The following is a 22,530-nucleotide window of genomic DNA, read 5'->3' as shown; positions in this document are numbered from 1 at the left end:
AGGTTCGGGCTATCTTTTGTACTGACCAGTCAGTTCAAAAGTTGCCTTGCACGAGGGGGGACCGTGGACAGCCCGCACGGGGCAGGCGTCAGCGCCGAGGACTTCGGACTCAAGGGCCCACGCGGCTGGGCCTTCAGGGGCGTGCGCCTCGACGCGGCGCCCCGCTCGCTCATCGCCGTCGAGGGACCGTCCGGCTCGGGCCGCACCTGTCTGCTGCTCGCGCTCACCGGCCGTATGAAGCCCGCCGAGGGCCATGCCGAAGTGGGCGGCGAGCGGCTGCCGCGACGGATGGCCGCCGTGCGCCGGTTCAGCGCGCTCGGTCAGGTCTCCGGGGTCAGCGAACTCGACCCCGCCCTGACCGTCGCCGAGCACCTGCGTGAACGGGCCCTGCTGGGGCGCTGGTTCGACGGCTCCGTACGCGCCCTGCTGCGCTCCCCCGCCGAGCGGCGGGCCGAGGCGAAGGCCGCGATCGCGCGGGCGCTGAAGGAGGCCGGGCTCGACCTCGGCGCCCTGCCCAAGGGCGAGCGCACCTCGGTGCGCGATCTGGAGCGCCTGGAGGCGCTGCGGCTGTCCGTCGCGCTCGCGCTGATCGGCCGGCCCCGCCTCATCGGCGTGGACGACATCGACCTGAAGCTCTCCGACGCCGAGCGCGCCGAGGCCTGGGCCCTGCTGCGGTCGGTCGCGGACGCCGGTACGACGGTGATCGCCGTCTGCAGCCAGGCTCCCGGGGACGCCGACATCACCGTACGAAGTACGGAAGACGCCCACGGCATACCGACGGACGACGTACGCACGGACATGAGCACGACCGGACCGGTCCCGGGGGACGGGGCTCGGCAGAACGACGAGGAGGGGGCGGGGGATGCGTTCGCCGAAACTGGCCGCGCTTGAGCTCAGGCGGTTCGGCAGGGGGAAGATGCCGCGCCTCGCGCTGATCGCGCTCCTGCTGCTGCCGCTGCTGTACGGCGGCCTGTACCTGTGCTCCTTCTGGGACCCGTACGGGCGGCTCGACAAGGTGCCGGTCGCGCTGGTCAACGAGGACAAGGGCGCGGATGTCGGCGGCCAGAAGATCACCATGGGCGACGGCATCGCCGAGCGGCTGCGCGCGAGCAAGACGTTCGACTGGCGGGAGGTCAGCGACGCCGAGGCGCGCAAGGGCGTCGAGGACGGCACGTACTACCTGTCCCTGACGATGCCCGCCGACTTCAGCAAGAGGGTCGCGTCGAGCTCCGGGGACTCCCCCGAGACCGGCGCCCTCCAGGTGCGCACCAACGACGCCAACAACTACATCGTGGGGTCGATCTCCCGCACGGTCTTCTCCGAGGTGCGCTCGGCGGCCTCCGCCAAGGCGTCCCGTACGTTCCTCGACAAGATCTTCATCTCGTTCTCCGACCTCCACGACGCCACCGAGAAGGCCGCCAAGGGCGCCGCCGACCTCAAGGGCGGCCTCGGCAAGGCGAAGAAGGGCTCCAAGGACCTCGCGGACGGGCTCAGCGACGCCAAGGACGGCAGCGACAAGCTGGCGGGCGGCATCAAGAAGCTCGACTCCGGCTCCGCCGACCTCCAGGACGGCGCCCGGCAGGTCGCCGCGGGCACCCAGACCCTCGCGGACAAGGTCAACACCACGGCGGACAAGGCGCGTCCGTTCCTCAAGGAGAACGCCAAGGCGATCGGCGACACGGCCAAGCTGGTCGACGACTCGGTGCAGCCGGTGCGCGACCACCTCGCCGACGTCATCAAGGCGGCGCCCGCCGCCGCGTCCGCGTCCCGCAAGGCCTCCGAGCGCCTGAACGACGACTACAAGTCGCTGTGCCAGTCCACCGCGACGCCCGGCGCCCTCTGCCCGAAGCTGAAGGACGCCAAGGACGCGGCGGCCACCGTCGCGACCATCGCCGACGACCTGAACACCGTCGTCAAGGACCAGAACAGCGACGTCAGGACGCTCGACAGGAACCTCGCCGACCTTCAGAAGCAGGCGCGCAGGCTCGCCGCGAACGCCCCGACGCTCGCCACGGACCTCGACAAGGCCGTGGGTGACGTCAACGCCCTCAACAAGGGCGCCAAGCAGGTCGCCAAGGGCGCGGGCGCCCTGCACACGGGCCTGGCCTCCGCCAAGTCGGGCGCCGGTGAACTCGACACGGGCGTCGGCAAGCTCAAGAAGGGCGCGGGAACCCTCGACGGCGGCCTGCTCAAGCTCTCCGACGGCTCCGCGGAGCTCGCGGGCGGCCTGCACGACGGTGTCGGCAAGATCCCCGACTACGACAAGCAGGACCGCGACAAGCGCACCGGCGTCATGGCCGACCCGGTCCAGCTCGCCTCGCACGCGCTGCACAAGGCCCCCAACTACGGCACCGGCTTCGCCCCGTACTTCATCCCGCTCTCCCTGTGGGTGGGCGCGATGGTCGCGTACATGCTGATCCAGCCGATGAACCGGCGGGCGCTCGCGGCGGGCGCCTCGGCGTGGCGGATCGCGCTGGCGGGCTGGCTGCCGGTGGCGGCGGTCGGGGTGCTCCAGGTGGGCGCGCTGATGGCCGTGCTGCACTTCGGGCTCGGCCTGGAGATGGAGCGCGCGGCCGGGACGATCGGCTTCCTGGTGCTGGTCTCCGGCTGCTTCGCGGCCATGGTGCAGTGGCTCAACGCCCGCTTCGGAGCGGCCGGACGCATCCTGGTGCTCGCGGTCCTGATGCTCCAGCTGACATCGGCGGGCGGCACCTATCCGGTCCAGACGAGCCCGGCGTTCTTCACCGCGATCCACCCGTATCTGCCGATGAGTTACGTGGTGGACGGCCTGCGGCGGCTGATCACGGGCGGCGGGCTCGGCCCGGTCTGGCAGGCGTGCGCGGTGCTGGCCGCGTTCACGGCGGGGTCGCTGGCCCTGACCGCGCTCTCGGCCCGCAAGAAGCAGGTCTGGACGCTGGACCGGCTCCACCCCGAGCTGAGCCTCTGAGGGGCGAAGACCTGTGAGAATCGACGGCATGGACAGCAGCACCAGACGGCAGGCGACCCGGCAGAAGCTCTACGAGGCGGCGGTGACGCTCATCGCCGAGCAGGGCTTCTCGGCCACCACCGTGGACGAGATCGCCGAGCGCGCCGGAGTCGCCAAGGGCACGGTCTACTACAACTTCAAGAGCAAGACCGAGCTCTTCGAGGAGCTGCTGCGGCACGGCGTCGGGCTGCTGACCGTGTCACTGCGGGACGCGGCCGACGCCACCCACGCGCGCGGTGGCACCCGGGTCGAGGCGCTGGACGCCATGATCCGGGCCGGTCTGGAGTTCATCCACCGGTATCCGGCCTTCACCCAGCTGTACGTGGCCGAGCTGTGGCGGACGAACCGGGCCTGGCAGTCCACCCTGATGGTGGTGCGCCAGGAGGCGGTGGCCGTGGTCGAGACGGTGCTGCGGGAGGCCGTCGCGGAGGGCGAGCTGAGCGAGGAGATCGACATCCCGCTCACGGCGGCCGCGCTGGTCGGGATGGTCCTGGTGGCCGCGCTCGACTGGCAGGCGTTCCAGAGCGAGCGCTCCCTCGACGAGGTGCACGCGGCGCTCTCGCGGCTGCTGCACGGGCGGGTCAGCGGGCGCTGAACCGAAGGGCGCCGCTGAGCCCAAGGGCTCCGACGCAGGGGGCCGCCGACGATAAGGGGCCGCCGATGAAGGGGGCCGGGCCGGGCGCGTGGGCCCGGGCACGTCCCCGCGCCCCCTTCACGGGGCTCTCCCCCGTACCCCGTTCGTCAGGGGAGGCGCGCCGTTCCGCCGCCCCGTGTCGGCGGTCCGGACGCGTCTGCCCCCTCCGTGCGCTCCACTCTCCCGTTCGCACAGGTGGCACCCCATCCGCGCTCCTACTCATCTCATGTTCTAAGTACGGATACTCAGGCGTCCGCGCTCAACCTCAGCCACGGCAAAGTCGGAAATCGTTACGATCATGTCCGTGTCCGTTCTCCCCTTGGTATTCACCAGCGGCTGGGCCAGCGGGGTCAACGCGTACGCGGTGGTCCTGCTGCTCGGCGTCTTCGGCGCGACCGGCGTCACCGACCAGGTGCCCGACGCGCTCCAGCGCCCCGACGTCCTGATCGTCGCCGGCGTGCTCTTCCTCTGCGAGGCCGTCGCCGACAAGATCCCGTACGTCGACTCGGTCTGGGATTCCGTCCACACGGTGATCCGGCCCATCGCGGGGGCCGTGGTGGGCGCGCTGCTCGCCGGGCAGAGCGGGTCGCTGCCCGACATCGCGGCGGGCGCGATCGGCGGCTCCAGCGCGCTGCTGAGCCATGTGGTGAAGGCCGGGACGCGGATGGCGGTGAACACCTCGCCCGAGCCGTTCAGCAACATCGCGCTCAGCACGGCCGAGGACCTGGGCGTCGCCGCGCTCATAAGTTTCGCGATCTTCCACCCGCTGGCGGCCGCGATCATCGCGGGCGCCCTGCTCCTGCTCGGCCTGGTGACACTGGTCGTCCTGTGGCGCCAGATCCGCCGCTTCCGGCGCCGCCGCGCCCAGCGCCGCGAGGAGAAGCGCCTGGCCGCGGCTGGTGCGACGGGCCCTGAGCGATAGCTCGCCGCGCCCGCCGGAGCCCGTTGTCAGTGGCGGCGGATAAAGTCCCCGACATGGCAAGGATTGCGGTGATCGGCGCCGGGATGGGCGCCATGGCGGCTGCCGCCCGGCTGGCCGTGGCGGGCAACCGGGTGACGGTGTACGAGCGCACGTCGACGTACGGCGGCGCGCTGGGGCGGTACGAGCGGGACGGGTTCACCTTCGACACCGGCCCAGGTCTGCTGCGCCTGCCCGCGGTCTACCGGGATCTGTTCCTCAAGACCGGCAAGGAGCCGCTGGAGGACCGCGTCGAGCTCGCGCCGACCGACCCCGCCTCCCGCCATCTCTTCGCCGACGGCACGGCGCTCTCGCTGCCCAACGCCTCGCGCGCGGGCGTGGTCTCGGCCCTCGACGCGGCGCTCGGCGCGGGCGCGGGCGAGAAGTGGGGCGACTTCCTGGGCCGGGCGCGGGACGCCTGGGACCGCTCGCGCCGGCCGCTCCTGGAGGAGCCGCTGTGGCCCGACTGGCAGGTCCTGGCCCGCGACCCGTATCCGGCGCCCAAGCAGCGCCGCCTGCTGCGCTCCGCGCGCCAGGCCACCACGCTGGCCGAGGTCGGCGCCTGGGAGCTGGGCGACCCCCGGCTCGCCGCGCTGCTGAGCGGCTACGCGCTGGCGGAGGGCCTGGACCCGCGCACCGCCCCGGCGAGCGCGGCCCTGCTGCCGTATCTGGAGCAGACGTTCGGGAGCTGGTACGTGCGCGGCGGCATGCGGGAGCTGGCGCGCGCGGTGTACGAGCGGTGCCTGGCCCGGCGGGTCACGTTCGTCTTCGACGCCGAGGTCACCGGCATCCACGAGAAGGACGGCCGCGCGGCGGGCGTGGAGCTCGCCGATGGCACCGTGCAGGAGGCCGACTCGGTGGTCCTCGCCGCCCAGCCCCGCCCCGGCAACGGTCCGCTGCGGGAGCGGGAGCCCTGGCAGGACGGTGATGTGCGGCCGCGCGGGACGCCGGCCCCCGGCCGGTTCACGGTGCTGCTCGCCCTGCGCGGCGAGCGCCCGGCGGACACGGTGCACCGTACGGTGATCCACTCCCCCGACACGGCGGCGGAGGCGGCGTCGGTCTTCACCACCCGCCACCCGGCGATACGGCCGACGGTGACGGTGCTGCGCCCCGACGACCCCACGACCCGCCCGGACGCCGCCCATGAGGCCGTCACGCTGACCGCGACGGTGGCCCCGCACGGCCCGGTCGACTGGACCGACGCGGAGCTGCGCGAGCGCTACGCGGACACGCTGACGGAGATCGCCGAGGCGGCGGTGCCGGGGCTGCGGGAGCGGACCCTGTGGCGGGTGGTGCGCACGCCCGCCGAGACGGCGGCCGAGACGGGCGCCGAGGGCGGCTCGGTCCCGGCGCCCTCGCTCGCCGGAGCGCGGGCCCACCATCTGCACCCGGGCAACAGGACCCGGCTGCCCGGGCTCTACCTCGCGGGCGGCTGGGCCCATCCGGGCGGCGGGCTCGCGCACGCCGGGATGTCCGGGTCGCTGGTGAGCGGACTGATCGTGGAGGGCGACGACTTCCGCGGCTCGCAGTGAACCTGTGCGGCCGAGGTGAGCGGGGGCCGCGGCGCCGAGGCCGCGGCCGCCGCGCCACCGTCACTCAATAGTGGTACGGCTGCTGCTCGTTGGTGTAGCCGGTGCCGTTGCCGTACGCGCCGCCCGGCGGGTACGGCGGGGGCTGCTCCTCGCCGTACTGCTGCGGCTCGCTGTCGCGCTGCTGCGGCACCCAGACGCCTCCGGGCGGCGTGTCCATGCCGTACTGCTGGGTGTAGGGGTCGCCGTAGGGCTGCTGGGGCGCGGCATAGACGTCATAGGCACCGGAGCCGTACGCCTGGGTGGTGCTGCCGATGTACGGGTCGGAGTACGCGGCGTACTGCTGCTGTCCGCTCTCCGTGCCGTAGCCGTACTGGCCTGCGTACGGGTCGGCGTACTGCTGCTGTCCGGCGTCGTAGCCGCCGTACGGCTGCTGGGAGTTGGCGTACGCCGTCTCGGTGTAGATGCCGTACTGGCCGGTCTCGTCGGGCAGCGGCTGCGGCTCGTAGACGGAACCCGCCTGCGTGGCCGTGGCCGGGTCGGCGGCGTCGGCCGGGTGCTGGGAGGTGGCGTCGAAGTCGGTGGCCGGGCCCTCGGACTCGTCGCGCATGTCCGAGACCTGGAGCACCGGGTCCTGGAGCGGGGCCGCCCTGCCCGCGCGGCGCCGACGACTGGCGCCGGGCCTGCCGCCGACCGCCCACCCGGTCGAGAAGCCCCGGCGGAACGAGAGCGTGACGTAGGTCTGGCCGACCGCGAAGGCGATGGCGCCCACGATGATCACGAACACGGACGGGAGGAGCACGCCGAGGACCACGCCCATGAACCCCGCGAAGGCCAGCAGCCGCCAGCGCAGCCGCGCCTTGTACTGCAGGAGCACCTCGCCGAGCAGCCAGAGCGCGACGACGCCGAACGCGATGTAGAGGACCGCCCAGCCCATGTACGCCCCTCTTCCCGACGGCCGCCGCCCCCTGTCGGGACGGTCGGCCGGTACACCTGATGCGACAGATCAGGGTTGCTGGTGCAGCCCCAGATTCTCGTAGATTTCGAGCGTCGCCGTGGAGTTGTTGAGGGTAATGAAATGCAACCCGGGTACGCCATCGGCGAGCAGCCGCGCGCAGAACTCCGTGGCGAACTCGATGCCAATGGAGCGTACAGCGGCCGCGTCGTCCTTGACCGCGAGGATCCGCTCTTTCAGCTCGGGCGGGAATTCGGCGTTGCTGAGCTGCGGCAGCCGCTCCAGCTGCTTCACGCTGGTCACGGGCATGACCTCGGGGATGATCGGGGTCGTGCAGCCCGCCGAGGCGACCTTGTCGCGCAGCCGCAGATAGCTCTCGGGGCGGAAGAACATCTGGGTGATCGCGTAGTCGGCGCCCGCACGGCACTTGTCGACGAAGTGCCGGACGTCGGTGTCCCATTCGCTGGAGCGCGGGTGCATCTCGGGGAAGGCCGCGACGCCGACGCAGAAGTCGCCGGACTCCTTGATCAGCCGAACGAGGTCGGCCGCGTAGGTGACGCCGTCCGGGTGCCGGACCCAGTCGCCCATCGGGTCGCCGGGTGGGTCGCCCCGGACCGCGAGGATGTTGCGGATGTCGGCGTCCGCGTACTGCCCGATCATGTTGCGCAGCTCGGCGACGGAGTGGCCGACGGCCGTGAGGTGCGCGACCGGGGTCAGCGTCGAGTCGGCCGCGATCTGCTCGGTGGCTTTGACCGTGCCCGAGCGGGTGGAGCCGCCCGCACCGTAGGTGACGGAGACGAAGCTCGGGGCGACCGCCTCGACCCGGCGCAGCGCGTTCCAGAGGTTCCGCTCGCCCTTCTCGGTCTTGGGCGCCCAGAACTCGAACGAATACGTCGTCTCACCGGTCGCGAGCATCTCGCGCACGGTGCGCGCGCGATGAGTCCTGGTGGAAGCTGTGCCAAGGGCCATACTCGCAGGTTAGCCAGGCCCTGCCGGTCGCCCAACAAGGGGAAGGTAATTTGTCCGCGTTGTCGGACTCTTGTCCACCCCTCGGACAAATGACCTTTACCGAGCCACCGCGCGTTCACGTATGCGCTTCGCCAGGTTCGCCGTCGCCGCCGCGGGGTCGTCCGCCTCGGTGATCGCGCGGACGACCACGATCCGGTCCGCGCCCGCGTCCAGCACCTCGTCGAGGTTGCTCGCGTCGATGCCGCCGATGGCGAACCAGGGCCGCGTGGTGCCGAGCGAGGCCGTGTAGCGCACCAGGTCGAGGCCCGGGGCGTGGCGGCCCGGCTTGGTCGGGGTCGGCCAGCAGGGGCCGGTGCAGAAGTAGTCCACGCCCGGCTCGACGGCGGCCGCGAAGGCCTCCGCGTCGGCGTGGGTGGAGCGCCCGATCAGGACCTCGTCGCCGAGGATCGCGCGGGCCGCCGGGACCGGCAGATCGCCCTGGCCCAGGTGCAGCACGTCCGCGCCGACGGCGTGCGCCACGTCCGCCCGGTCGTTCACCGAGAGCAGCTTGCCGTGCCGTCGGCAGGCGTCGGCGAAGACGGCCAGGTGCTCCAGCTCCTCGGCGGCCTCCATGCCCTTGTCCCGCAGCTGGACGATGTCCACGCCCGAGGAGAGCACGGCGTCCAGGAACGCGGGCAGGTCGCCCTGGCGCCTGCGCGCGTCCGTGCAGAGGTAGAGCCGGGCGTCGGCGAGCCGCTCACGGGCCGTGGGCATGAAGGTCCCCCGTTGGGTCCGGTGCGGTACGGACCGGGCGATCCGGTCCGTACCCACCTGTCGAACGATCAGGTCAGACGGCGAGCGCCTGGGCGCGGCGCTTCACCTCCGTGCCGCGATTCTCGCTCAGGGCCTGCGCGGGGGTGCCGGGCAGGGTCGGGTCGGGGGTGAAGAGCCATTCCAGCATCTCTTCGTCGGAGTAGCCGTCGTCCCGCAGGAGCGTCAGGGTCCCGGCCAGGCCCTTGACGACCTTGTCGCCGTCGATGAAGGCGGCGGGCACCTGCAGCGTCCGCCTCTCACCGCGGCGCACGGCGATGAGCTGGCCCTCCTTGACCAGCTGCCGCACGCGCGTCACCTCGACATCGAGCATCTCCGCGATGTCGGGGAGGTGGAGCCAGGCGGGGACGAGTGCATCGGTTTTTGCGTCAATCTCGGTCACGGGACAAGCCTGCCATCTGCCACTGACAGCCGGTAGCCGGAGCTCAGCCAGCTGCCGCCTTGAGAGGGACGGACGGGTCGGCGGCGCGGGCCGGATCCAGTGCCGCACCTGCCTCGATGAGCTTGCGGCCCTGCGCCAGATCGCGCGGTCGGCCGACGGCCAGGAGGGCGACGAGCACCCCGTCCCGCAGCCAGCACACGGTCCACGCGGCGCCCGACGGGTCGCCCCGCCACAGCAGCCGGTCGGCGCCGCGGTGGTGGCCGACGTACTGCACGAACCGCCCGAACTGCTCCGACCAGAAGTACGGCACCGGGTCGTACGGCCGCACCGCCTCGCCGACGATGTCCGCGGCGACCGTGCGCGGCCCCTGCAGGGCGTTGTCCCAGTGGTGGATGAGCAGCCGCTCTCCGTACCTTCCCGAAGGGAAGGAGGCGCAGTCGCCGACCGCGTACACATCGGGCAGCGAGGTGCGCAGCCGGTCGTCGGCCGTGATGGCGCCTTCGCGGCCGCGCTCGATGCCGGTGCCCTCCAGCCAGTCGGTGGTGGGCCGGGCGCCGATGCCGACGACGACCGCGTCGGCCGCCAGGCGCCGCCCGTCCGCGAGCAGGACAGCGCCGGGTTCGAGGGCCGCCACGCGCGCGCGGGTGAGCAGTTCGGCGCCGCTCTCCGCGTACCAGGCCGCCATCGGCTCGGTGACCTCGGCGGGCAGCGCGCCCGCGAGCGGCCGCTCGGCCGCCTCGACGACGGTGACCGCGCAGCCCGCCTCGCGCGCGGCCGTGGCGAACTCGGCGCCGATCCAGCCCGCCCCCACCACCACGATCCGCCGCTGGTCGCTCAGGACCGCGCGCAGCCGTCCGGCGTCGTCCAGGGTGCGCAGCAGATGCACGTCGGGCAGCTCCGAAATACCCGGCAGGGTGATGGGTTCCGCGCCGGAGGCGATCACCAGGACGTCGTACGGGACGGGACCGGACGCGGTGTCGATCTCGTGCTCACGCGCGCGTACGCCGGTGACGCTCTCGCCCAGACGGAGCGCCACGCCGAGCCCGTCGAAGTCCACCTCGAAGGCCGAGCCCTCCGCCTTGCCGAGCAGCACCGCCTTGGAGAGCGGGGGCCGGTCGTACGGCTGGTGGGGCTCGGCCCCGATGAGGGTGATCCGGCCCGGAAAGCCCTGTTCACGCAGGGCCACCGCCGTCTGGACGCCGGCCATGCCCGCGCCGACGACGACCACGTGCCGCTGTTCCGCATGCGTCTGCTGTTCGCTCACCTGATCACCATAAACATCTGACGAAGCGTCAGGTACCCCGGCTCGGACGCTCCCTACTGCCGACGGGGCGCTGGGGTTAGTCTGGCCGACGTACCGCCGTCGTCCAGGGGCCCTGCCCCGAGGGCCCCGGCGGGACGAAAACCATCTCGCGGGAGCCCGGACGCACCGGGCTGAGAGGGAGGCTGAGGCGGCCTCCGACCGTACGAACCTGATCCGGGTCATGCCGGCGAAGGGAGGGGCTGGACGCCCATGCATTCATCCGAGAACGGGTCGGACGTGCTCGTCGTCGGAGGCGGCATCATCGGCCTCGTGACGGCCTGGCGGGCCGCGCAGCGCGGGCTGCGCACCGCGCTCGCCGACCCCGAACCGGGCGGCGGGGCCGCCCAGGTGGCCGCGGGCATGCTCGCCGCCGTCACCGAACTGCACTACGGCGAGGAGACACTGCTCGGCCTCAACCTGGCCTCCGCACACCGCTATCCGGACTTCGTGGCGGAGCTGGAGCAGGCGAGCGGCCAGGAGACCGGCTATCGCGCCTGCGGCACGCTCGCGGTGGCCCTGGACGCCGACGACCGCGCCCATCTGCGCGAACTGCACGCGCTCCAGCAGCGCTCCGGGCTCGACTCGCAGTGGCTGACCGGGCGCGAGTGCCGACGGCTCGAACCGATGCTGGCACCCGGCGTACGCGGCGGCCTGCGCGTCGACGGCGACCACCAGATCGACCCGCGCCGGCTCGCCGGAGCGCTGGTCGTGGCGTGCGAGCGGGCCGGGGTCCGGTTCCACCGCGCGTGGGCCGAACGGCTCTCGGTGGTACGGGAGCGGGCCACCGGCGCCGTCCTGACCGACGGGAGGGCGCTCACCGCGGACCAGGTGGTGCTCGCGGGCGGCAGCCTCAGCGGGCGCCTCGCGGGCGTCCCGGCCGAGCTGCTGCCGCCGGTGCGGCCGGTCAAGGGCCAGGTGCTGCGGCTCACCGTGCCGCCCGCGTACGCGCCGTTCCTGTCCCGCACGGTCCGCGCGGTGGTCCGGGGCAGCCATGTCTATCTGGTGCCGCGCGCCGACGGCGAGCTCGTGGTGGGCGCCACCAGCGAAGAGCTGGGCTGGGACACCACGGTCACCGCCGGCGGGGTCTACGAGCTGCTGCGCGACGCGCACGAGCTGGTGCCCGGCATCACCGAGCTGCCGCTGACCGAGACCCGCGCCGGGCTGCGCCCGGGCTCGCCCGACAACGCGCCGCTGCTCGGCCCGACCGCGCTGCCCGGCCTGCACCTGGCCACCGGCCACTACCGCAACGGGGTGCTGCTCACCCCCGTCACCGGCGACGCGCTCGCGCACGCGCTGACCACCGGTGAACTGCCGGACGAGGCCCGACCCTTCACCCCCCGCCGTTTCACCTCCGCCCCGGCGGAGTCCGCACCGCAGGAGCTGACCGTATGACCGTCTCCGTGCTGACCGTCTCCGTGAACGGCGAGGTACGCGACCTCGCCGCGGGCACCACCCTCGACGCGCTCGTCGCCACCCTGACCCCCGCCCCCGCCGGGGTCGCCGCCGCCGTCAACGAGAGCGTGGTGCCGCGCGGCGAGTGGGCCGCCACCACGCTCGGCGACGGCGACCGCGTCGAGGTCCTGACCGCCGTACAGGGAGGCTGAGCCATGGCCGACGACCTGTTCACGCTCGGCGGTACGACCTTCTCCTCGCGCCTGATCATGGGCACCGGCGGGGCGCCCAGCCTGGACGTCCTGGAGCGCTCCCTGGCCGCCTCCGGCACCGAGCTGACGACGGTGGCGATGCGCCGCCTGGACCCGACGGTGCAGGGTTCGGTCCTGTCCGTCCTGGAGAAGCTGAACATCGCCGTCCTGCCGAACACGGCGGGCTGCTTCACGGCCGGGGAGGCCGTGCTCACCGCCCGCCTCGCGCGCGAGGCGCTCGGCACGGACTGGATCAAGCTGGAGGTGGTCGCCGACGAGCGCACCCTCCTGCCCGACCCGATCGAGCTCCTGGACGCGGCGGAAGTGCTGGTCGACGACGGTTTCACGGTGCTGCCGTACACCAACGACGACCCGGTGCTGGCGCGGAAGCTCCAGGACGTGGGGTGCGCGGCGATCATGCCGCTCGGCTCGCCCATCGGCTCCGGGCTCGGCATCCGCAACCCGCACAACTTCGAGCTGATCGTGGACCGCGCGACGGTCCCGGTCATCCTGGACGCGGGCGCGGGCACGGCGTCCGATGTGTCGCTGGCGATGGAGCTGGGGTGCGCGGCGGTGATGCTCGCGTCGGCCGTCACGCGCGCGCAGGAGCCGGTGCTGATGGCGGAGGCGATGCGGTACGCGGTGGAGGCGGGCCGTCTGGCCCACCGGGCGGGCCGCATCCCCCGCCGCCACTTCGCCGAGGCGTCGTCGCCGACGGAAGGCCGTGCGGTCCTGGACCCGGAGCGCCCGGCGTTCTGAGCGGCGCGCTCCGGCTCCGCCGGGAGTTTTGCGACTGCCGGCCGGTGCGGGCTGGTCGCTCCCCCAAGTTCTCGACTCCGCTCGAACAGGGGGGACCCCCATCGCGGCGGAGCCGCACAATGACACAGTCCCGCGCCCCTCGGAGGGCCTGCGGGTCGCCTTTGTCTGCGGGCCGTGCTGGGTTGCTCGCGCAGTTCCCCGCGCCCCGGGATGGGCCCTTCGGGCCCCCTAGGGGCGCGGCCAGCCCCGCCAAAAGCCCCTCGCGTCACAGCTCCGCTGCAGTCCCGCCCCGAAAACACCCAGGGCGGCAGCCCTGTCCGTGGCCGCTCGTAGACTCTCCTGCGTGGATACGACCCTTCAGGACCCCCTCGTCGGGCAGGTGCTCGACGGCCGCTACCGAGTCGAGGCGCGCATCGCCGTCGGCGGTATGGCCACGGTCTACCGGGCCGTCGACACCCGGCTCGACCGGGTTCTCGCCCTCAAGGTGATGCACCCCGCGCTCGCCGCCGACGGCTCCTTCGTCGAGCGGTTCATCCGCGAGGCCAAGTCCGTGGCCCGGCTCGCGCACCCCAATGTGGTGGGCGTCTTCGACCAGGGCACGGCCGGCGGATACGTGTATCTGGCGATGGAGTACGTGGCGGGCTGCACCCTGCGGGACGTGCTGCGCGAGCGCGGCGCCCTGCAGCCCCGGGCCGCGCTCGACATCCTGGAGCCGGTCCTCGCCGCGCTCGGCGCCGCACACCGGGCCGGGTTCGTGCACCGCGACATGAAGCCCGAGAACGTGCTGATAGGGGACGACGGCCGGGTCAAGGTCGCCGACTTCGGCCTGGTACGGGCGGTGGACGCGGTGACCAGCACCACCGGCAGCGTCCTCGGCACCGTCTCCTACCTGGCGCCCGAGCAGATCGAGCAGGGCACCGCCGACACCCGCGCCGACGTCTACGCGTGCGGTGTCGTCCTCTACGAGATGCTGACCGGCGCCAAGCCGCACACCGGCGACACCGCCGCCCAGATCCTCTACGCCCACCTCCACGAGGGCGTGCCCGCGCCGTCCGCCGCCGTGCCCGGCCTCGCCGTCGAGCTGGACGACCTGGTCGCGTCGGCGACCGCGCGCAACCCCGACGTCCGTCCGTACGACGCGGTGGGGCTGCTGGCGCAGGCCCGCCAGGCCCGTGCCGCGCTGGGCGACGAGCAGCTGGACGCGGTGCCGCCGCAGGCCCGCCCGGCCGCGGGCACCTCCGGCTCGGAGGACCGTACAAGCGTCATACCGCGCGCGGTGGCGACCCCGGCGCGGCCCTCCGCGACCCCGGCGGGCGCCGCCCCGCTCCCGGCCGAGCAGGACCCGATGAACCGGACGAGCAGGCTGGTCATGCCGCCGCCCGAGCCCGCCCCCGCGCGCGGGCACGGCGGGCGGCGCCCCCGGCTCGTACTGAACGGGCGGCGCGGCCTGATCGCGCTGATCGCCGCCGTGCTCCTGGTCCTGGGCGTCGGTGCCGGTGTCTGGTACATCAACTCCGGCCAGTTCACACACGTCCCGGCCGTCATCGGGCAGAGCGAGAGCGCCGCGAAGAAGCGGCTCTCGGACGCCGGTCTTTCCGTACGCAAGGTCGACCGCCGCTACAGCGACACCGTCCAGCGCGGCCAGGTGATCGAGACGGACCCGGCGACGGGCGCGCGCGTGCGCGGCAACGCCTCGGTGACCGTGGTGGTCTCGCGCGGCCCGGAGATGGTCAAGGTCCCGGACGTCACGGGCAAGTCGCTGGACGAGGCCAAGAAGGCGCTCACCGACGCGGGGCTGACCCCGGGCTCGGTGACCCAGGAGTTCAACGAGGACACCGACCAGGGCTCGGTCGTCAGTACGGCCCCGGCCGCCGGCGCCCCGCGCCGCGCGGACTCCGCCGTCGCCCTCGTCGTCAGCAAGGGCGCCCCCGTCGAGGTCCCCAAGGTCGTCGGCGACTCGGTGGCGGACGCCACCGCCGCCCTGAAGGACGCCGGTCTGAACGTGGAGATCGCGCCCGATCAGGTCAACTCGCCCGAGGACGCGGGCAAGATCGCGGCCCAGTCCGCGGCCGAGGGCTCCCAGGCCGCCAAGGGCGACACCGTCACGCTCACCGTCTCCAAGGGCCCGCGGATGATCACCGTGCCCAAGGTGACCGGCGAGAAGTCGGGTGACGCGCAGAAGGAGCTGGAGAAGGCGGGCTTCAAGGTCAAGGTCGACCACGGCTTCCCGTTCCTCAGCGACGAGATCGCCAGCCAGTCGGTGGACGGCGGCCAGCAGGCGCCCGAGGGCTCCACGATCACCATCAAGACCAAGGGACTCTGAACCACTCCATGCGCAACCCCATCGGCGGCCACGTCCCGGTGGCCGGCGGCCTCGCCACGGTCGGCCTCGGCTACGCGCGCGAGCTGGAGGCGGAGACCGTCCAGGTCTTCGTCGCCAACCCGCGCGGCTGGGCCACCCCCGTCGGCAACCCGGCCCAGGACGAGCTCTTCCGTACCCGGTGCGAGGCCGAGCGGATCACGGCGTACGTGCACGCCCCGTATCTGATCAACTTCGGCTCGCACACCGAGGCGACCGTCGAGAAGTCGGTGGAGTCGCTGCGGCACTCGTTGCGGCGGGGCCGGGAGATCGGCGCGCTCGGCGTGGTCGTGCACACCGGCTCGGCGACCGGCGGCAGGCCGCGCGCCGAGGCGCTGGCGCAGGTGCGCGAGCGGCTGCTGCCGCTGCTCGACGAGCTCACCCGCGACGACGACCCGGATCTGCTCCTGGAGTCGACGGCCGGGCAGGGATACTCGCTCTGCTCGCGGACCTGGGACTTCGGCCCGTACTTCGAGGCGCTGGACGCCCACCCCAAGCTGGGCGTCTGCCTGGACACCTGCCACATCCACGCGGCCGGGCACGACCTGGCCGGACCCGGCGGGGCGGCGCAGACGCTCGACCTGCTGGTGGAGACCGTGGGCCCGGGCCGTCTGAAGCTGATCCACGCCAATGACTCCAAGGAAGCGGTGGACTCGCACCTGGACCGCCATGTGAACATCGGCGCCGGCCACATCGGGGCGGAGCCGTTCCGCGAGCTCCTGGCCCACCCGGCGACCGAGGGCGTACCGCTGATCATCGAGACGCCCGGCGGCAAGGAGGGGCAGGCGGCGGACATCGCCCTGCTGAAGAAGCTGCGTCCATGACAACGAAGTCGTTCATGAACCCTTGAGGAATACCCCTGGGGGGTATACCGTTCCAGTCATCGACAGGGACGGTCATCCGGCGTTGGGGGAAGTCATGCGGCACGAGGGACACGTACAGACCGAGCACACCGAGCACCACGGCCACGACGAGCACGCGGCGCACCACCAGCACCATGAGCACGCCGGGCACGAAGGCCACGTCGGGCACACGGGCCACGAGGGCCATGCCCTGCACGTCCCGCACGCCGAGCACACGGGCCACGAGGGTCACGCCGGGCACGGGGGCCACCAGCACCACGGCCACGGCGGCGGCAAGGTCACCTGGGCCATGGCCGCTCAGGCCACGCTGCACTGCCTCACCGGGTGCGCCGTCGGCGAGATCCTGGGCATGATCGTGGGCACCGCCTTCGGGTGGGGCAACATGGCGACGATGGTCCTGGCGACCGTGCTCGCCTTCTTCTTCGGCTACTCGCTGACCCTGCGCGGGATCACCAAGGCCGGTGTCGACTTCCGTACGGCGTTCAAGGTCGCCCTCGCCGCCGACACCCTGTCGATCGCGGTCATGGAGCTGATCGACAACGGGGTGATCGCGGTGTGGCCGGCCGCCATGAACGCGACGCTCGGGCAGGGGCTGTTCTGGGGCTCGCTGGCCCTCTCGCTGGCGCTCGCCTTCGTGGCCACGACGCCCGTCAACAAGTGGATGATCGGCCGCGGCAAGGGCCACGCGGTGGTGCACCGGTACCACCACTGACCGGCCGGAACCGGCGCGGCGGCAGGACTCAGAGCTCGGGGCCGTCCCCGGGCTCTTCCTGGTACGAGTAGCGCTGCTCCCGCCAGGGGTCGCCGATGTTGTGGTAGCCCCGCTCCTCCCAGAAACCCCGCCGGTCCGCGGTCATGTACTCGATGCCGCGGACCCACTTCGGGCCCTTCCAGGCGTACAGATGCGGCACGACCAGCCGCACCGGGAAGCCGTGCTCGGCGGTCAGGAGCTCACCGCCCTTGTGGGTGGCGAAGACCGTGCGGTCGGAGAGGAAGTCGGAAAGGCGCAGGTTGGAGCTGAAGCCGTACTCGGCCCAGACCATCACATGGGTGGCGTCGGGGGCGGGCGGCGCGAGTTCGGCGACCGTACGGGCGAGGATTCCGCCCCATTCGGCCCCCGTCATCGAGAACTTCGTGACACAGTGCAGATCGGCGACCACGGTGGCGAACGGCAGCGCCGTGAACTCCTCGTGGTTCCAGCAGTGCTTGTCACCGTCGGCGGTCGCCCCGAAAACGCGGAACTCCCAGCGCTCGGGCTTGAACTTGGGGACCGGGCCGTAGTGGGTGACCGGCCAGCCGCGCTGGAGCCGCTGCCCCGGGGGAAGCTCCGACTGCGCTGCTTCCCGTTGCTCCGGGCGTTCCGGCTGACCCATGACTCCATGGTGACAGACGGCGAGGGGTGGTCATGACCAGCTGCGCCCGGATTCGGGCAACTCGTACTAAGCGTGCACTTACTGGACGGTCATTGCGCGCGATGCGAGGATGCGCGCGAATCTGCCCCTCTCCCCCGTGGAAGGAGCCTCTGCGATGCAGGGCGACCCCGAGGTCATCGAGTTCCTGAACGAGCAGCTGACCGCCGAGCTGACCGCGATCAACCAGTACTTCCTGCACGCGAAGATGCAGGAGAACTTCGGCTGGACGAAGCTCGCCAAGTACACGCGACACGAGTCCTTCGACGAGATGAAGCACGCGGAGGTGCTGACCGACCGGATCCTGTTCCTGGACGGGCTGCCCAACTACCAGCGGCTCTTCCACGTCCGGGTGGGTCAGACCGTCACGGAGATGTTCCAGGCGGACCGGCAGGTGGAGGTCGAGGCGATCGACCGGCTCAAGCGCGGGATCGAGGTCATGCGGGCCAAGGGCGACATCACCTCGGCGAACATCTTCGAGTCGATCCTGGCGGACGAGGAGCACCACATCGACTACCTCGACACCCAGCTGGAGCTCGTGGAGAAGCTGGGAGAGGCGCTGTACATCGCGCAGCTGATCGAGCAGCCGGAGAGCTGACGCTCCCGGCGCGCCTAGGCGGCTTCGGCCAGCTCCTGGTCGGTGGCCAGCACAGCACTGACCTCGCCCTTCTCCAGCAGCTCCCGGCGGGGGCAGGCGCCCCGGCCGAGCAGGCCCTGGATGGTGCGCACGCAGGAGCCGCAGTCGGTGCCCGCCTTGGTGGCGGAGGCGATCTGACGCGGGGTGCAGGCGCCGGCGGCCGCGTGCTGCTCGACCTGCTTGTCGGTGATGCCGAAGCAAGAGCAGACGTACACGCGGTTCACCTCCCTGACAGGAACGGTCCGACCAGCCATCCCCGTATTCGGTGAGGCTTACCTAACCGTACCCAATGTCGGGGTGGACGGAAAGCCCCGGATACGCCCGTGGGGCGCGGATCACAGATCCACGCCCCACGGCTCGTAGGAAGCTGCCTATCGCAGGCCGCTCACTGGTCGCGGTACATCTCGGCGACCAGGAACGCCAGGTCCAGGGACTGGCTGCGGTTCAGGCGCGGGTCGCAGGCCGTCTCGTAGCGCTGGTGCAGATCGTCGACGAAGATCTCGTCGCCGCCGCCCACGCACTCGGTGACGTCGTCACCGGTGAGCTCGACGTGGATGCCGCCCGGGTGGGTGCCCAGCGCCTTGTGGACCTCGAAGAAGCCCTTGACCTCGTCGAGCACGTCGTCGAAGCGGCGGGTCTTGTGGCCGGAGGCCGCCTCGAAGGTGTTGCCGTGCATCGGGTCGGTGACCCAGGCGACGACCGCGCCGGAGGCGGTGACCTTCTCCACCAGCTCGGGCAGCTTGTCGCGGACCTTGTCGGCGCCCATGCGGACGATGAAGGTCAGCCGGCCGGGCTCGCGGTCCGGGTCGAGCCGGTCCACGTAGGTCAGCGCCTCGTCGACCGAGGTCGTGGGGCCGAGCTTGATCCCGATCGGGTTGCTGATGCGGGCGGCGAACTCGATGTGCGCGTGGTCGAGCTGGCGGGTGCGCTCGCCGACCCAGACCATGTGGCCGGAAGTGTCGTAGAGCTTGCCGGTACGCGAGTCCACCCGGGTGAGCGCCGACTCGTAGTCGAGCAGCAGCGCCTCGTGCGAGGCGTAGAACTCGACGGCCTTGAACTCGGCCGGGTCGGTGCCGCACGCCTTCATGAAGTTCAGCGCGTTGTCGATCTCGCGGGCCAGCTGCTCGTAGCGCTGGCCGGACGGGGACTGCTTGACGAAGTCCTGGTTCCAGGCGTGCACCTGGCGCAGATCGGCGTAGCCACCGGTGGTGAAGGCGCGGACCAGATTGAGCGTGGAGGCGGACGCGTGGTACATCCGCTTCAGCCGCTCGGGGTCCGGGACGCGGGCGGCCTCGGTGAAGTCGAAGCCGTTGACCGAGTCGCCGCGGTAGGTCGGCAGGGTCACGCCGTCGCGGGTCTCGGTGCCCTTGGAGCGCGGCTTCGAGTACTGGCCGGCGATCCGGCCGACCTTGACGACCGGCACGGACGCGGCGTACGTCAGCACGGCGCTCATCTGGAGCAGGGTCTTGAGCTTGGCCCGGATGTGATCGGCCGACACGGCGTCGAAGGCCTCGGCGCAGTCGCCGCCCTGGAGCAGGAACGCCTCGCCCTTGGCGACGGCCCCCATCCGGGCGCGCAGCTGGTCGCACTCGCCCGCGAAGACGAGCGGCGGATACGACTCAAGGTCCGCGATCACATCGCGCAGAGCCTCGGCATCCGGGTACTCGGGCTGCTGCGCCGCGGGAAGGTCACGCCAGGTGTTTTCGTTCACGGTCACCTCCACAACCTTACGGGGTCCGCCAAGACGTCCAGCCCCGCGCCCACCCTGTGAGACGTGAAGAAACCAGCCGGTGGCGGAAAAGCATCGCTCGCCTGCCACGCGATGGTCGGCCCGAGCGATCTGAACGGTGACGGCGACCCGGACCTGCTGGCCCGGGACTCCTCCGGCGTGCTCTGGATCTACCGGGGCACGGGCAGCGCGACGGGCGCCCCGTTCGCCGGGCGCACCCAGGTCGGCGGCGGCTGGCAGATGTTCAACCTGCTGGTCTGAGCCGGACCGGCGGTACATGGAAGGGCCCGCTCCATCCAGTGGACGGAGCGGGCCCTTCGGGATGAGAGGGCAGGACGCCAGAACTTCCGCTAAGGTGCGGGGCATGTTCGCGCACTCGAACCAGAACTGGTGGTGGACCGCTCATCCGGCGGCCCACTGATCGCGCGTACACGAAAACGCGAAAGGCCGCCCGAGGGGCGGCCTTTTCTGCTTTCCGCAGGCCGTTCCTCTCCGATGCACCGGAAGGAACCCCATGCCGTCCACGAACACGCACACCGCCCTCGCCCTCGCCCGGCTCCTCGACCCCGACTGCCCGCCCTTCGCCCTGCTCCGGCGCCGCACGCCGGGCCGCGACCACGAGGTCGTGGAGCTGCTGATCGGCGAGGTGCGCGAGGTGGAACGGCTCGCCGACATCCCGTACGGCGAGCGGCCGTCCCTCTCCCTCGTCCCGTTCCGCCAGATCCGCGAGCGCGGTTTCGACGTACGCGACGACGGCACTCCGCTGGCCGTACTGGTCGCCGACGAGACGTACGAACTGCCGCTCGCCGAGGTCCTGTCGGCGCTTCCCACGCACGAGGTACAGGTCGAGGAGGGCGGCTTCGACGTCTCGGACGAGGAGTACGCCCAGGTCGTACGGCGGGTGATCGAGGACGAGATCGGGCAGGGCGAGGGCGCCAACTTCGTCATCCGGCGCACCTTCACCGGCGAGATCCCCGGTTTCGGCCGGGCCGACGCGCTCGCCCTGTTCCGTCGGCTGCTCGCGGGCGAGCGCGGGGCGTACTGGACGTTCGTGGTCCACACCGGCGAGCGCACGCTGGTGGGCGCGAGCCCCGAGGTGCATGTGCGGATGTCGGGCGGGACGGTGGTGATGAACCCGATCAGCGGGACCTACCGCTACCCGGCGGCCGGTCCGACGCCCGAGGATCTGCTGACCTTCCTCTCCGACCGCAAGGAGATCGACGAGCTGTCGATGGTGGTGGACGAGGAGCTGAAGATGATGTGCACGGTGGGCGACCGGGGCGGCGTGGTGATCGGCCCCCGGCTCAAGGAGATGGCCCATCTCGCGCACACCGAGTACGAGTTGCGCGGCCGCACCTCGCTGGACGCGCGCGAGGTGCTGCGCGAGACGATGTTCGCGGCGACGGTGACCGGCTCACCGGTGCAGAACGCGTGCCGGGTGATCGAACGGTACGAGCCCGCCGGCCCGGACGGCCTCGGCCGCGGCTACTACGCGGGCGCCCTGGCTCTGCTCGGCCGCGACGAGGGCGGCGCCCAGACCCTGGACTCCCCCATCCTGATCCGTACGGCCGACATCGCGGCGGACGGGCGGCTGCGGGTCCCGGTCGGCGCGACGCTGGTGCGCCACTCGGATCCGGCGGGCGAGGTGGCGGAGACGCATGCGAAGGCGGCGGGGGTGCTGGCGGCACTGGGCGTACGGGAGGGCCGCCCGGCCGGTCCGGGCGCCTCCCCCGCACCGGCTCTCGCCGATGACCCCCGGGTGCGGGCGGCTCTGGACGCCCGGCGGGCCGACCTGGCGCCGTTCTGGCTGCGGATGCAGGACCGGGTGGTGGAGCCGGTGGGCGAGGCGCTGGTGGTGGACGCGGAGGACACCTTCACGGCGATGCTGGCGCATCTGCTGCGCTCGTCCGGGCTGGGGGTCTCGGTGCTGCGCTACGACACGCCCGGCCTGCGGGAGCGTGCGCTCGCGCACCCCGGCCCGGTGATCCTGGGCCCCGGCCCCGGCGACCCGTCCGACCCGGACGACCCCAAGATGCGCCTGCTGCGCCCGCTGACCGCCGACCTCCTGCGCTCCCACCGCCACGGCCTGCTGGGCGTGTGCCTCGGGCACGAACTGATCGTGGCGGAGCTGGGGTTGCCGATCGTGCGCAAGCGGGTGCCCCAGCAGGGGGCGCAGGTGCGGGTCGACCTGTTCGGTCGGGAGGAGACGGTGGGGTTCTACAACAGCTTTGTGGCGCGGTGGGACGGGGTGGTGCGGGCTGGTGTGGAGGTGTCGGCGGACCCGTCGACGGGGGAGGTGCACGCGGTGCGGGGTCCGGGGTTCGCGGGGGTCCAGTTCCACCCGGAGTCGGTGTTGACCCTGCGGGGGCCGGGGGTGGTGGGGGAACTCCTGTCGGCCGTGCGGGATTCCCTCCCCACCCCGCCCCTTCCCTGAAGCCTCCGGCGGATGTCGTTCGTCTGCGGGCCGGTGGGGGCTGGTCGCGCAGTTCCCCGCGCCCCTCAATGGGCCCTTCGGGCCCTCCTGGAGATGGGCCCGAAGGGCCCTCTTAGGGGCGCGGGGCTGTGTCGATTTGCGGCTCCGCCGCGGTGGGGGTCCCCCCTGTTC

23 protein-coding genes and 1 riboswitch are annotated in these 22,530 nt (G+C 72.2%); of the genes, 15 read left to right on the top strand and 8 right to left on the bottom strand.

Features of this window, described 5'->3' with window-relative positions; genetic code table 11:
- The first annotated feature begins 63 nt into the window (after positions 1-63).
- From ACGFRG_RS10340 to ACGFRG_RS10320, 5 genes are all read left to right on the top strand, one after another.
- Positions 64-891 (top strand): ATP-binding cassette domain-containing protein, encoded by an 828-nt coding sequence (locus tag ACGFRG_RS10340; RefSeq protein ID WP_393263049.1) that lies wholly within the window; start codon positions 64-66, stop codon positions 889-891.
- Positions 863-2,947: a YhgE/Pip family protein gene (locus ACGFRG_RS10335; protein ID WP_393263046.1), complete on the top strand. Its 2,085-nt coding sequence runs from the start codon at positions 863-865 to the stop codon at positions 2,945-2,947. The genes ACGFRG_RS10340 and ACGFRG_RS10335 overlap by 29 nt, the downstream gene beginning before the upstream one ends.
- A gap of 28 nt (positions 2,948-2,975) precedes the next feature.
- Positions 2,976-3,581 (top strand): TetR/AcrR family transcriptional regulator, encoded by a 606-nt coding sequence (locus tag ACGFRG_RS10330; RefSeq protein WP_361428089.1) that lies wholly within the window; start codon positions 2,976-2,978, stop codon positions 3,579-3,581.
- A 343-nt stretch (positions 3,582-3,924) separates the two neighbouring features.
- Complete coding sequence (locus ACGFRG_RS10325; protein ID WP_393263043.1) at positions 3,925-4,542, top strand: DUF4126 domain-containing protein; 618 nt, start codon at positions 3,925-3,927, stop codon at positions 4,540-4,542.
- Between the two features lie 53 nt (positions 4,543-4,595).
- Complete coding sequence (locus ACGFRG_RS10320) at positions 4,596-6,110, top strand: NAD(P)/FAD-dependent oxidoreductase (protein WP_361428085.1); 1,515 nt, start codon at positions 4,596-4,598, stop codon at positions 6,108-6,110.
- 64 nt (positions 6,111-6,174) lie between these two features.
- Here ACGFRG_RS10320 and ACGFRG_RS10315 read toward each other — a convergent pair whose 3' ends face one another.
- The 5 genes from ACGFRG_RS10315 to ACGFRG_RS10295 form a co-directional block, all read right to left on the bottom strand.
- Entirely contained in the window at positions 6,175-7,044 is an 870-nt protein-coding gene (locus ACGFRG_RS10315) for a hypothetical protein (protein ID WP_393263040.1), read from the bottom strand.
- 69 nt (positions 7,045-7,113) lie between these two features.
- Positions 7,114-8,031 (bottom strand): methylenetetrahydrofolate reductase [NAD(P)H], encoded by a 918-nt coding sequence (gene metF, locus ACGFRG_RS10310; protein WP_361428081.1) that lies wholly within the window; start codon positions 8,029-8,031, stop codon positions 7,114-7,116.
- Positions 8,032-8,127: 96 nt separating this feature from the next.
- Complete coding sequence (gene thiE, locus ACGFRG_RS10305; RefSeq protein ID WP_361428079.1) at positions 8,128-8,784, bottom strand: thiamine phosphate synthase; 657 nt, start codon at positions 8,782-8,784, stop codon at positions 8,128-8,130.
- Positions 8,785-8,857: 73 nt separating this feature from the next.
- Entirely contained in the window at positions 8,858-9,223 is a 366-nt protein-coding gene (locus ACGFRG_RS10300) for an Rv2175c family DNA-binding protein (protein ID WP_361428077.1), read from the bottom strand.
- 43 nt (positions 9,224-9,266) lie between these two features.
- The gene (locus ACGFRG_RS10295) at positions 9,267-10,487 is read right to left on the bottom strand and encodes an NAD(P)/FAD-dependent oxidoreductase (protein WP_393263036.1); all 1,221 of its coding nucleotides are present in this window, start codon (positions 10,485-10,487) and stop codon (positions 9,267-9,269) included.
- A gap of 138 nt (positions 10,488-10,625) precedes the next feature.
- Positions 10,626-10,739: riboswitch (TPP riboswitch) on the top strand.
- Between ACGFRG_RS10295 and thiO the strand changes: the two genes are divergently transcribed.
- The 6 genes from thiO (at position 10,737) to ACGFRG_RS10265 (ending at position 16,862) form a co-directional block, all read left to right on the top strand.
- A complete protein-coding gene (thiO, locus tag ACGFRG_RS10290) occupies positions 10,737-11,918 on the top strand; it encodes a glycine oxidase ThiO (RefSeq protein ID WP_361428073.1) in 1,182 nt (393 codons plus the stop codon). It overlaps the preceding riboswitch by 3 nt.
- Entirely contained in the window at positions 11,915-12,130 is a 216-nt protein-coding gene (thiS, locus tag ACGFRG_RS10285) for a sulfur carrier protein ThiS (protein WP_361428071.1), read from the top strand. Before thiO ends, thiS begins: the two co-directional genes overlap by 4 nt.
- Positions 12,131-12,133: 3 nt before the next feature.
- Positions 12,134-12,928 carry a thiazole synthase gene (locus ACGFRG_RS10280; RefSeq protein WP_361428069.1) on the top strand — a complete coding sequence of 265 codons (795 nt, stop codon included), beginning with the start codon at positions 12,134-12,136 and terminating at the stop codon, positions 12,926-12,928.
- Positions 12,929-13,271: 343 nt separating this feature from the next.
- A complete protein-coding gene (gene pknB / locus ACGFRG_RS10275) occupies positions 13,272-15,251 on the top strand; it encodes a Stk1 family PASTA domain-containing Ser/Thr kinase (protein ID WP_361428067.1) in 1,980 nt (659 codons plus the stop codon).
- 8 nt (positions 15,252-15,259) lie between these two features.
- Complete coding sequence (locus ACGFRG_RS10270; RefSeq protein WP_393263033.1) at positions 15,260-16,111, top strand: deoxyribonuclease IV; 852 nt, start codon at positions 15,260-15,262, stop codon at positions 16,109-16,111.
- 94 nt (positions 16,112-16,205) lie between these two features.
- A complete protein-coding gene (locus tag ACGFRG_RS10265) occupies positions 16,206-16,862 on the top strand; it encodes a DUF4396 domain-containing protein (RefSeq protein ID WP_393263031.1) in 657 nt (218 codons plus the stop codon).
- Between the two features lie 28 nt (positions 16,863-16,890).
- On the opposite strand, the gene ACGFRG_RS10260 is transcribed toward ACGFRG_RS10265, so the two are convergent.
- The gene (locus ACGFRG_RS10260; protein ID WP_361428063.1) at positions 16,891-17,523 is read right to left on the bottom strand and encodes a sulfite oxidase-like oxidoreductase; all 633 of its coding nucleotides are present in this window, start codon (positions 17,521-17,523) and stop codon (positions 16,891-16,893) included.
- Positions 17,524-17,677: 154 nt separating this feature from the next.
- Between ACGFRG_RS10260 and bfr the strand changes: the two genes are divergently transcribed.
- Entirely contained in the window at positions 17,678-18,157 is a 480-nt protein-coding gene (gene bfr / locus ACGFRG_RS10255) for a bacterioferritin (RefSeq protein ID WP_188274092.1), read from the top strand.
- A 14-nt stretch (positions 18,158-18,171) separates the two neighbouring features.
- Here bfr and ACGFRG_RS10250 read toward each other — a convergent pair whose 3' ends face one another.
- On the bottom strand, positions 18,172-18,420 hold the full coding sequence (locus tag ACGFRG_RS10250) for a bacterioferritin-associated ferredoxin (protein WP_067158222.1): 249 nt from the start codon (positions 18,418-18,420) through the stop codon (positions 18,172-18,174).
- A gap of 161 nt (positions 18,421-18,581) precedes the next feature.
- The gene (locus ACGFRG_RS10245; protein ID WP_393263026.1) at positions 18,582-19,919 is read right to left on the bottom strand and encodes a class II 3-deoxy-7-phosphoheptulonate synthase; all 1,338 of its coding nucleotides are present in this window, start codon (positions 19,917-19,919) and stop codon (positions 18,582-18,584) included.
- A 51-nt stretch (positions 19,920-19,970) separates the two neighbouring features.
- Between ACGFRG_RS10245 and ACGFRG_RS10240 the strand changes: the two genes are divergently transcribed.
- The 3 genes from ACGFRG_RS10240 to ACGFRG_RS10230 all read left to right on the top strand — a co-directional run bounded on the left by ACGFRG_RS10240 (position 19,971) and on the right by ACGFRG_RS10230 (position 22,359).
- Positions 19,971-20,186: an FG-GAP repeat domain-containing protein gene (locus tag ACGFRG_RS10240; protein ID WP_393263023.1), complete on the top strand. Its 216-nt coding sequence runs from the start codon at positions 19,971-19,973 to the stop codon at positions 20,184-20,186.
- A gap of 16 nt (positions 20,187-20,202) precedes the next feature.
- Entirely contained in the window at positions 20,203-20,346 is a 144-nt protein-coding gene (locus tag ACGFRG_RS10235) for a trp operon leader peptide (protein WP_393263018.1), read from the top strand.
- A 93-nt stretch (positions 20,347-20,439) separates the two neighbouring features.
- Positions 20,440-22,359, top strand: coding sequence for a chorismate-binding protein (locus tag ACGFRG_RS10230; RefSeq protein ID WP_393263015.1), 1,920 nt, complete (start codon positions 20,440-20,442; stop codon positions 22,357-22,359).
- Positions 22,360-22,530 lie beyond the last annotated feature (171 nt).

Source organism: Streptomyces sp. NPDC048696, assembly GCF_043198895.1.
Lineage (GTDB): Bacteria > Actinomycetota > Actinomycetes > Streptomycetales > Streptomycetaceae > Streptomyces.
This window is presented reverse-complemented; position numbering and strand designations above follow the sequence as displayed.

Coding starts and splice junctions, on each gene's coding strand:
- ACGFRG_RS10335 (WP_393263046.1), top strand. CDS start 863: ATGCGTTCGCCGAAACTGGCCGCGCTTGAGCTCAGGCGGTTCGGCAGG.
- ACGFRG_RS10330 (WP_361428089.1), top strand. CDS start 2,976: ATGGACAGCAGCACCAGACGGCAGGCGACCCGGCAGAAGCTCTACGAG.
- ACGFRG_RS10320 (WP_361428085.1), top strand. CDS start 4,596: ATGGCAAGGATTGCGGTGATCGGCGCCGGGATGGGCGCCATGGCGGCT.
- ACGFRG_RS10315 (WP_393263040.1), bottom strand. CDS start 7,044: ATGGGCTGGGCGGTCCTCTACATCGCGTTCGGCGTCGTCGCGCTCTGG.
- metF (WP_361428081.1), bottom strand. CDS start 8,031: ATGGCCCTTGGCACAGCTTCCACCAGGACTCATCGCGCGCGCACCGTG.
- thiE (WP_361428079.1), bottom strand. CDS start 8,784: ATGCCCACGGCCCGTGAGCGGCTCGCCGACGCCCGGCTCTACCTCTGC.
- thiO (WP_361428073.1), top strand. CDS start 10,737: ATGCATTCATCCGAGAACGGGTCGGACGTGCTCGTCGTCGGAGGCGGC.
- thiS (WP_361428071.1), top strand. CDS start 11,915: ATGACCGTCTCCGTGCTGACCGTCTCCGTGAACGGCGAGGTACGCGAC.
- ACGFRG_RS10280 (WP_361428069.1), top strand. CDS start 12,134: ATGGCCGACGACCTGTTCACGCTCGGCGGTACGACCTTCTCCTCGCGC.
- ACGFRG_RS10270 (WP_393263033.1), top strand. CDS start 15,260: ATGCGCAACCCCATCGGCGGCCACGTCCCGGTGGCCGGCGGCCTCGCC.
- ACGFRG_RS10265 (WP_393263031.1), top strand. CDS start 16,206: ATGCGGCACGAGGGACACGTACAGACCGAGCACACCGAGCACCACGGC.
- ACGFRG_RS10260 (WP_361428063.1), bottom strand. CDS start 17,523: ATGGGTCAGCCGGAACGCCCGGAGCAACGGGAAGCAGCGCAGTCGGAG.
- bfr (WP_188274092.1), top strand. CDS start 17,678: ATGCAGGGCGACCCCGAGGTCATCGAGTTCCTGAACGAGCAGCTGACC.
- ACGFRG_RS10235 (WP_393263018.1), top strand. CDS start 20,203: ATGGAAGGGCCCGCTCCATCCAGTGGACGGAGCGGGCCCTTCGGGATG.
- ACGFRG_RS10230 (WP_393263015.1), top strand. CDS start 20,440: ATGCCGTCCACGAACACGCACACCGCCCTCGCCCTCGCCCGGCTCCTC.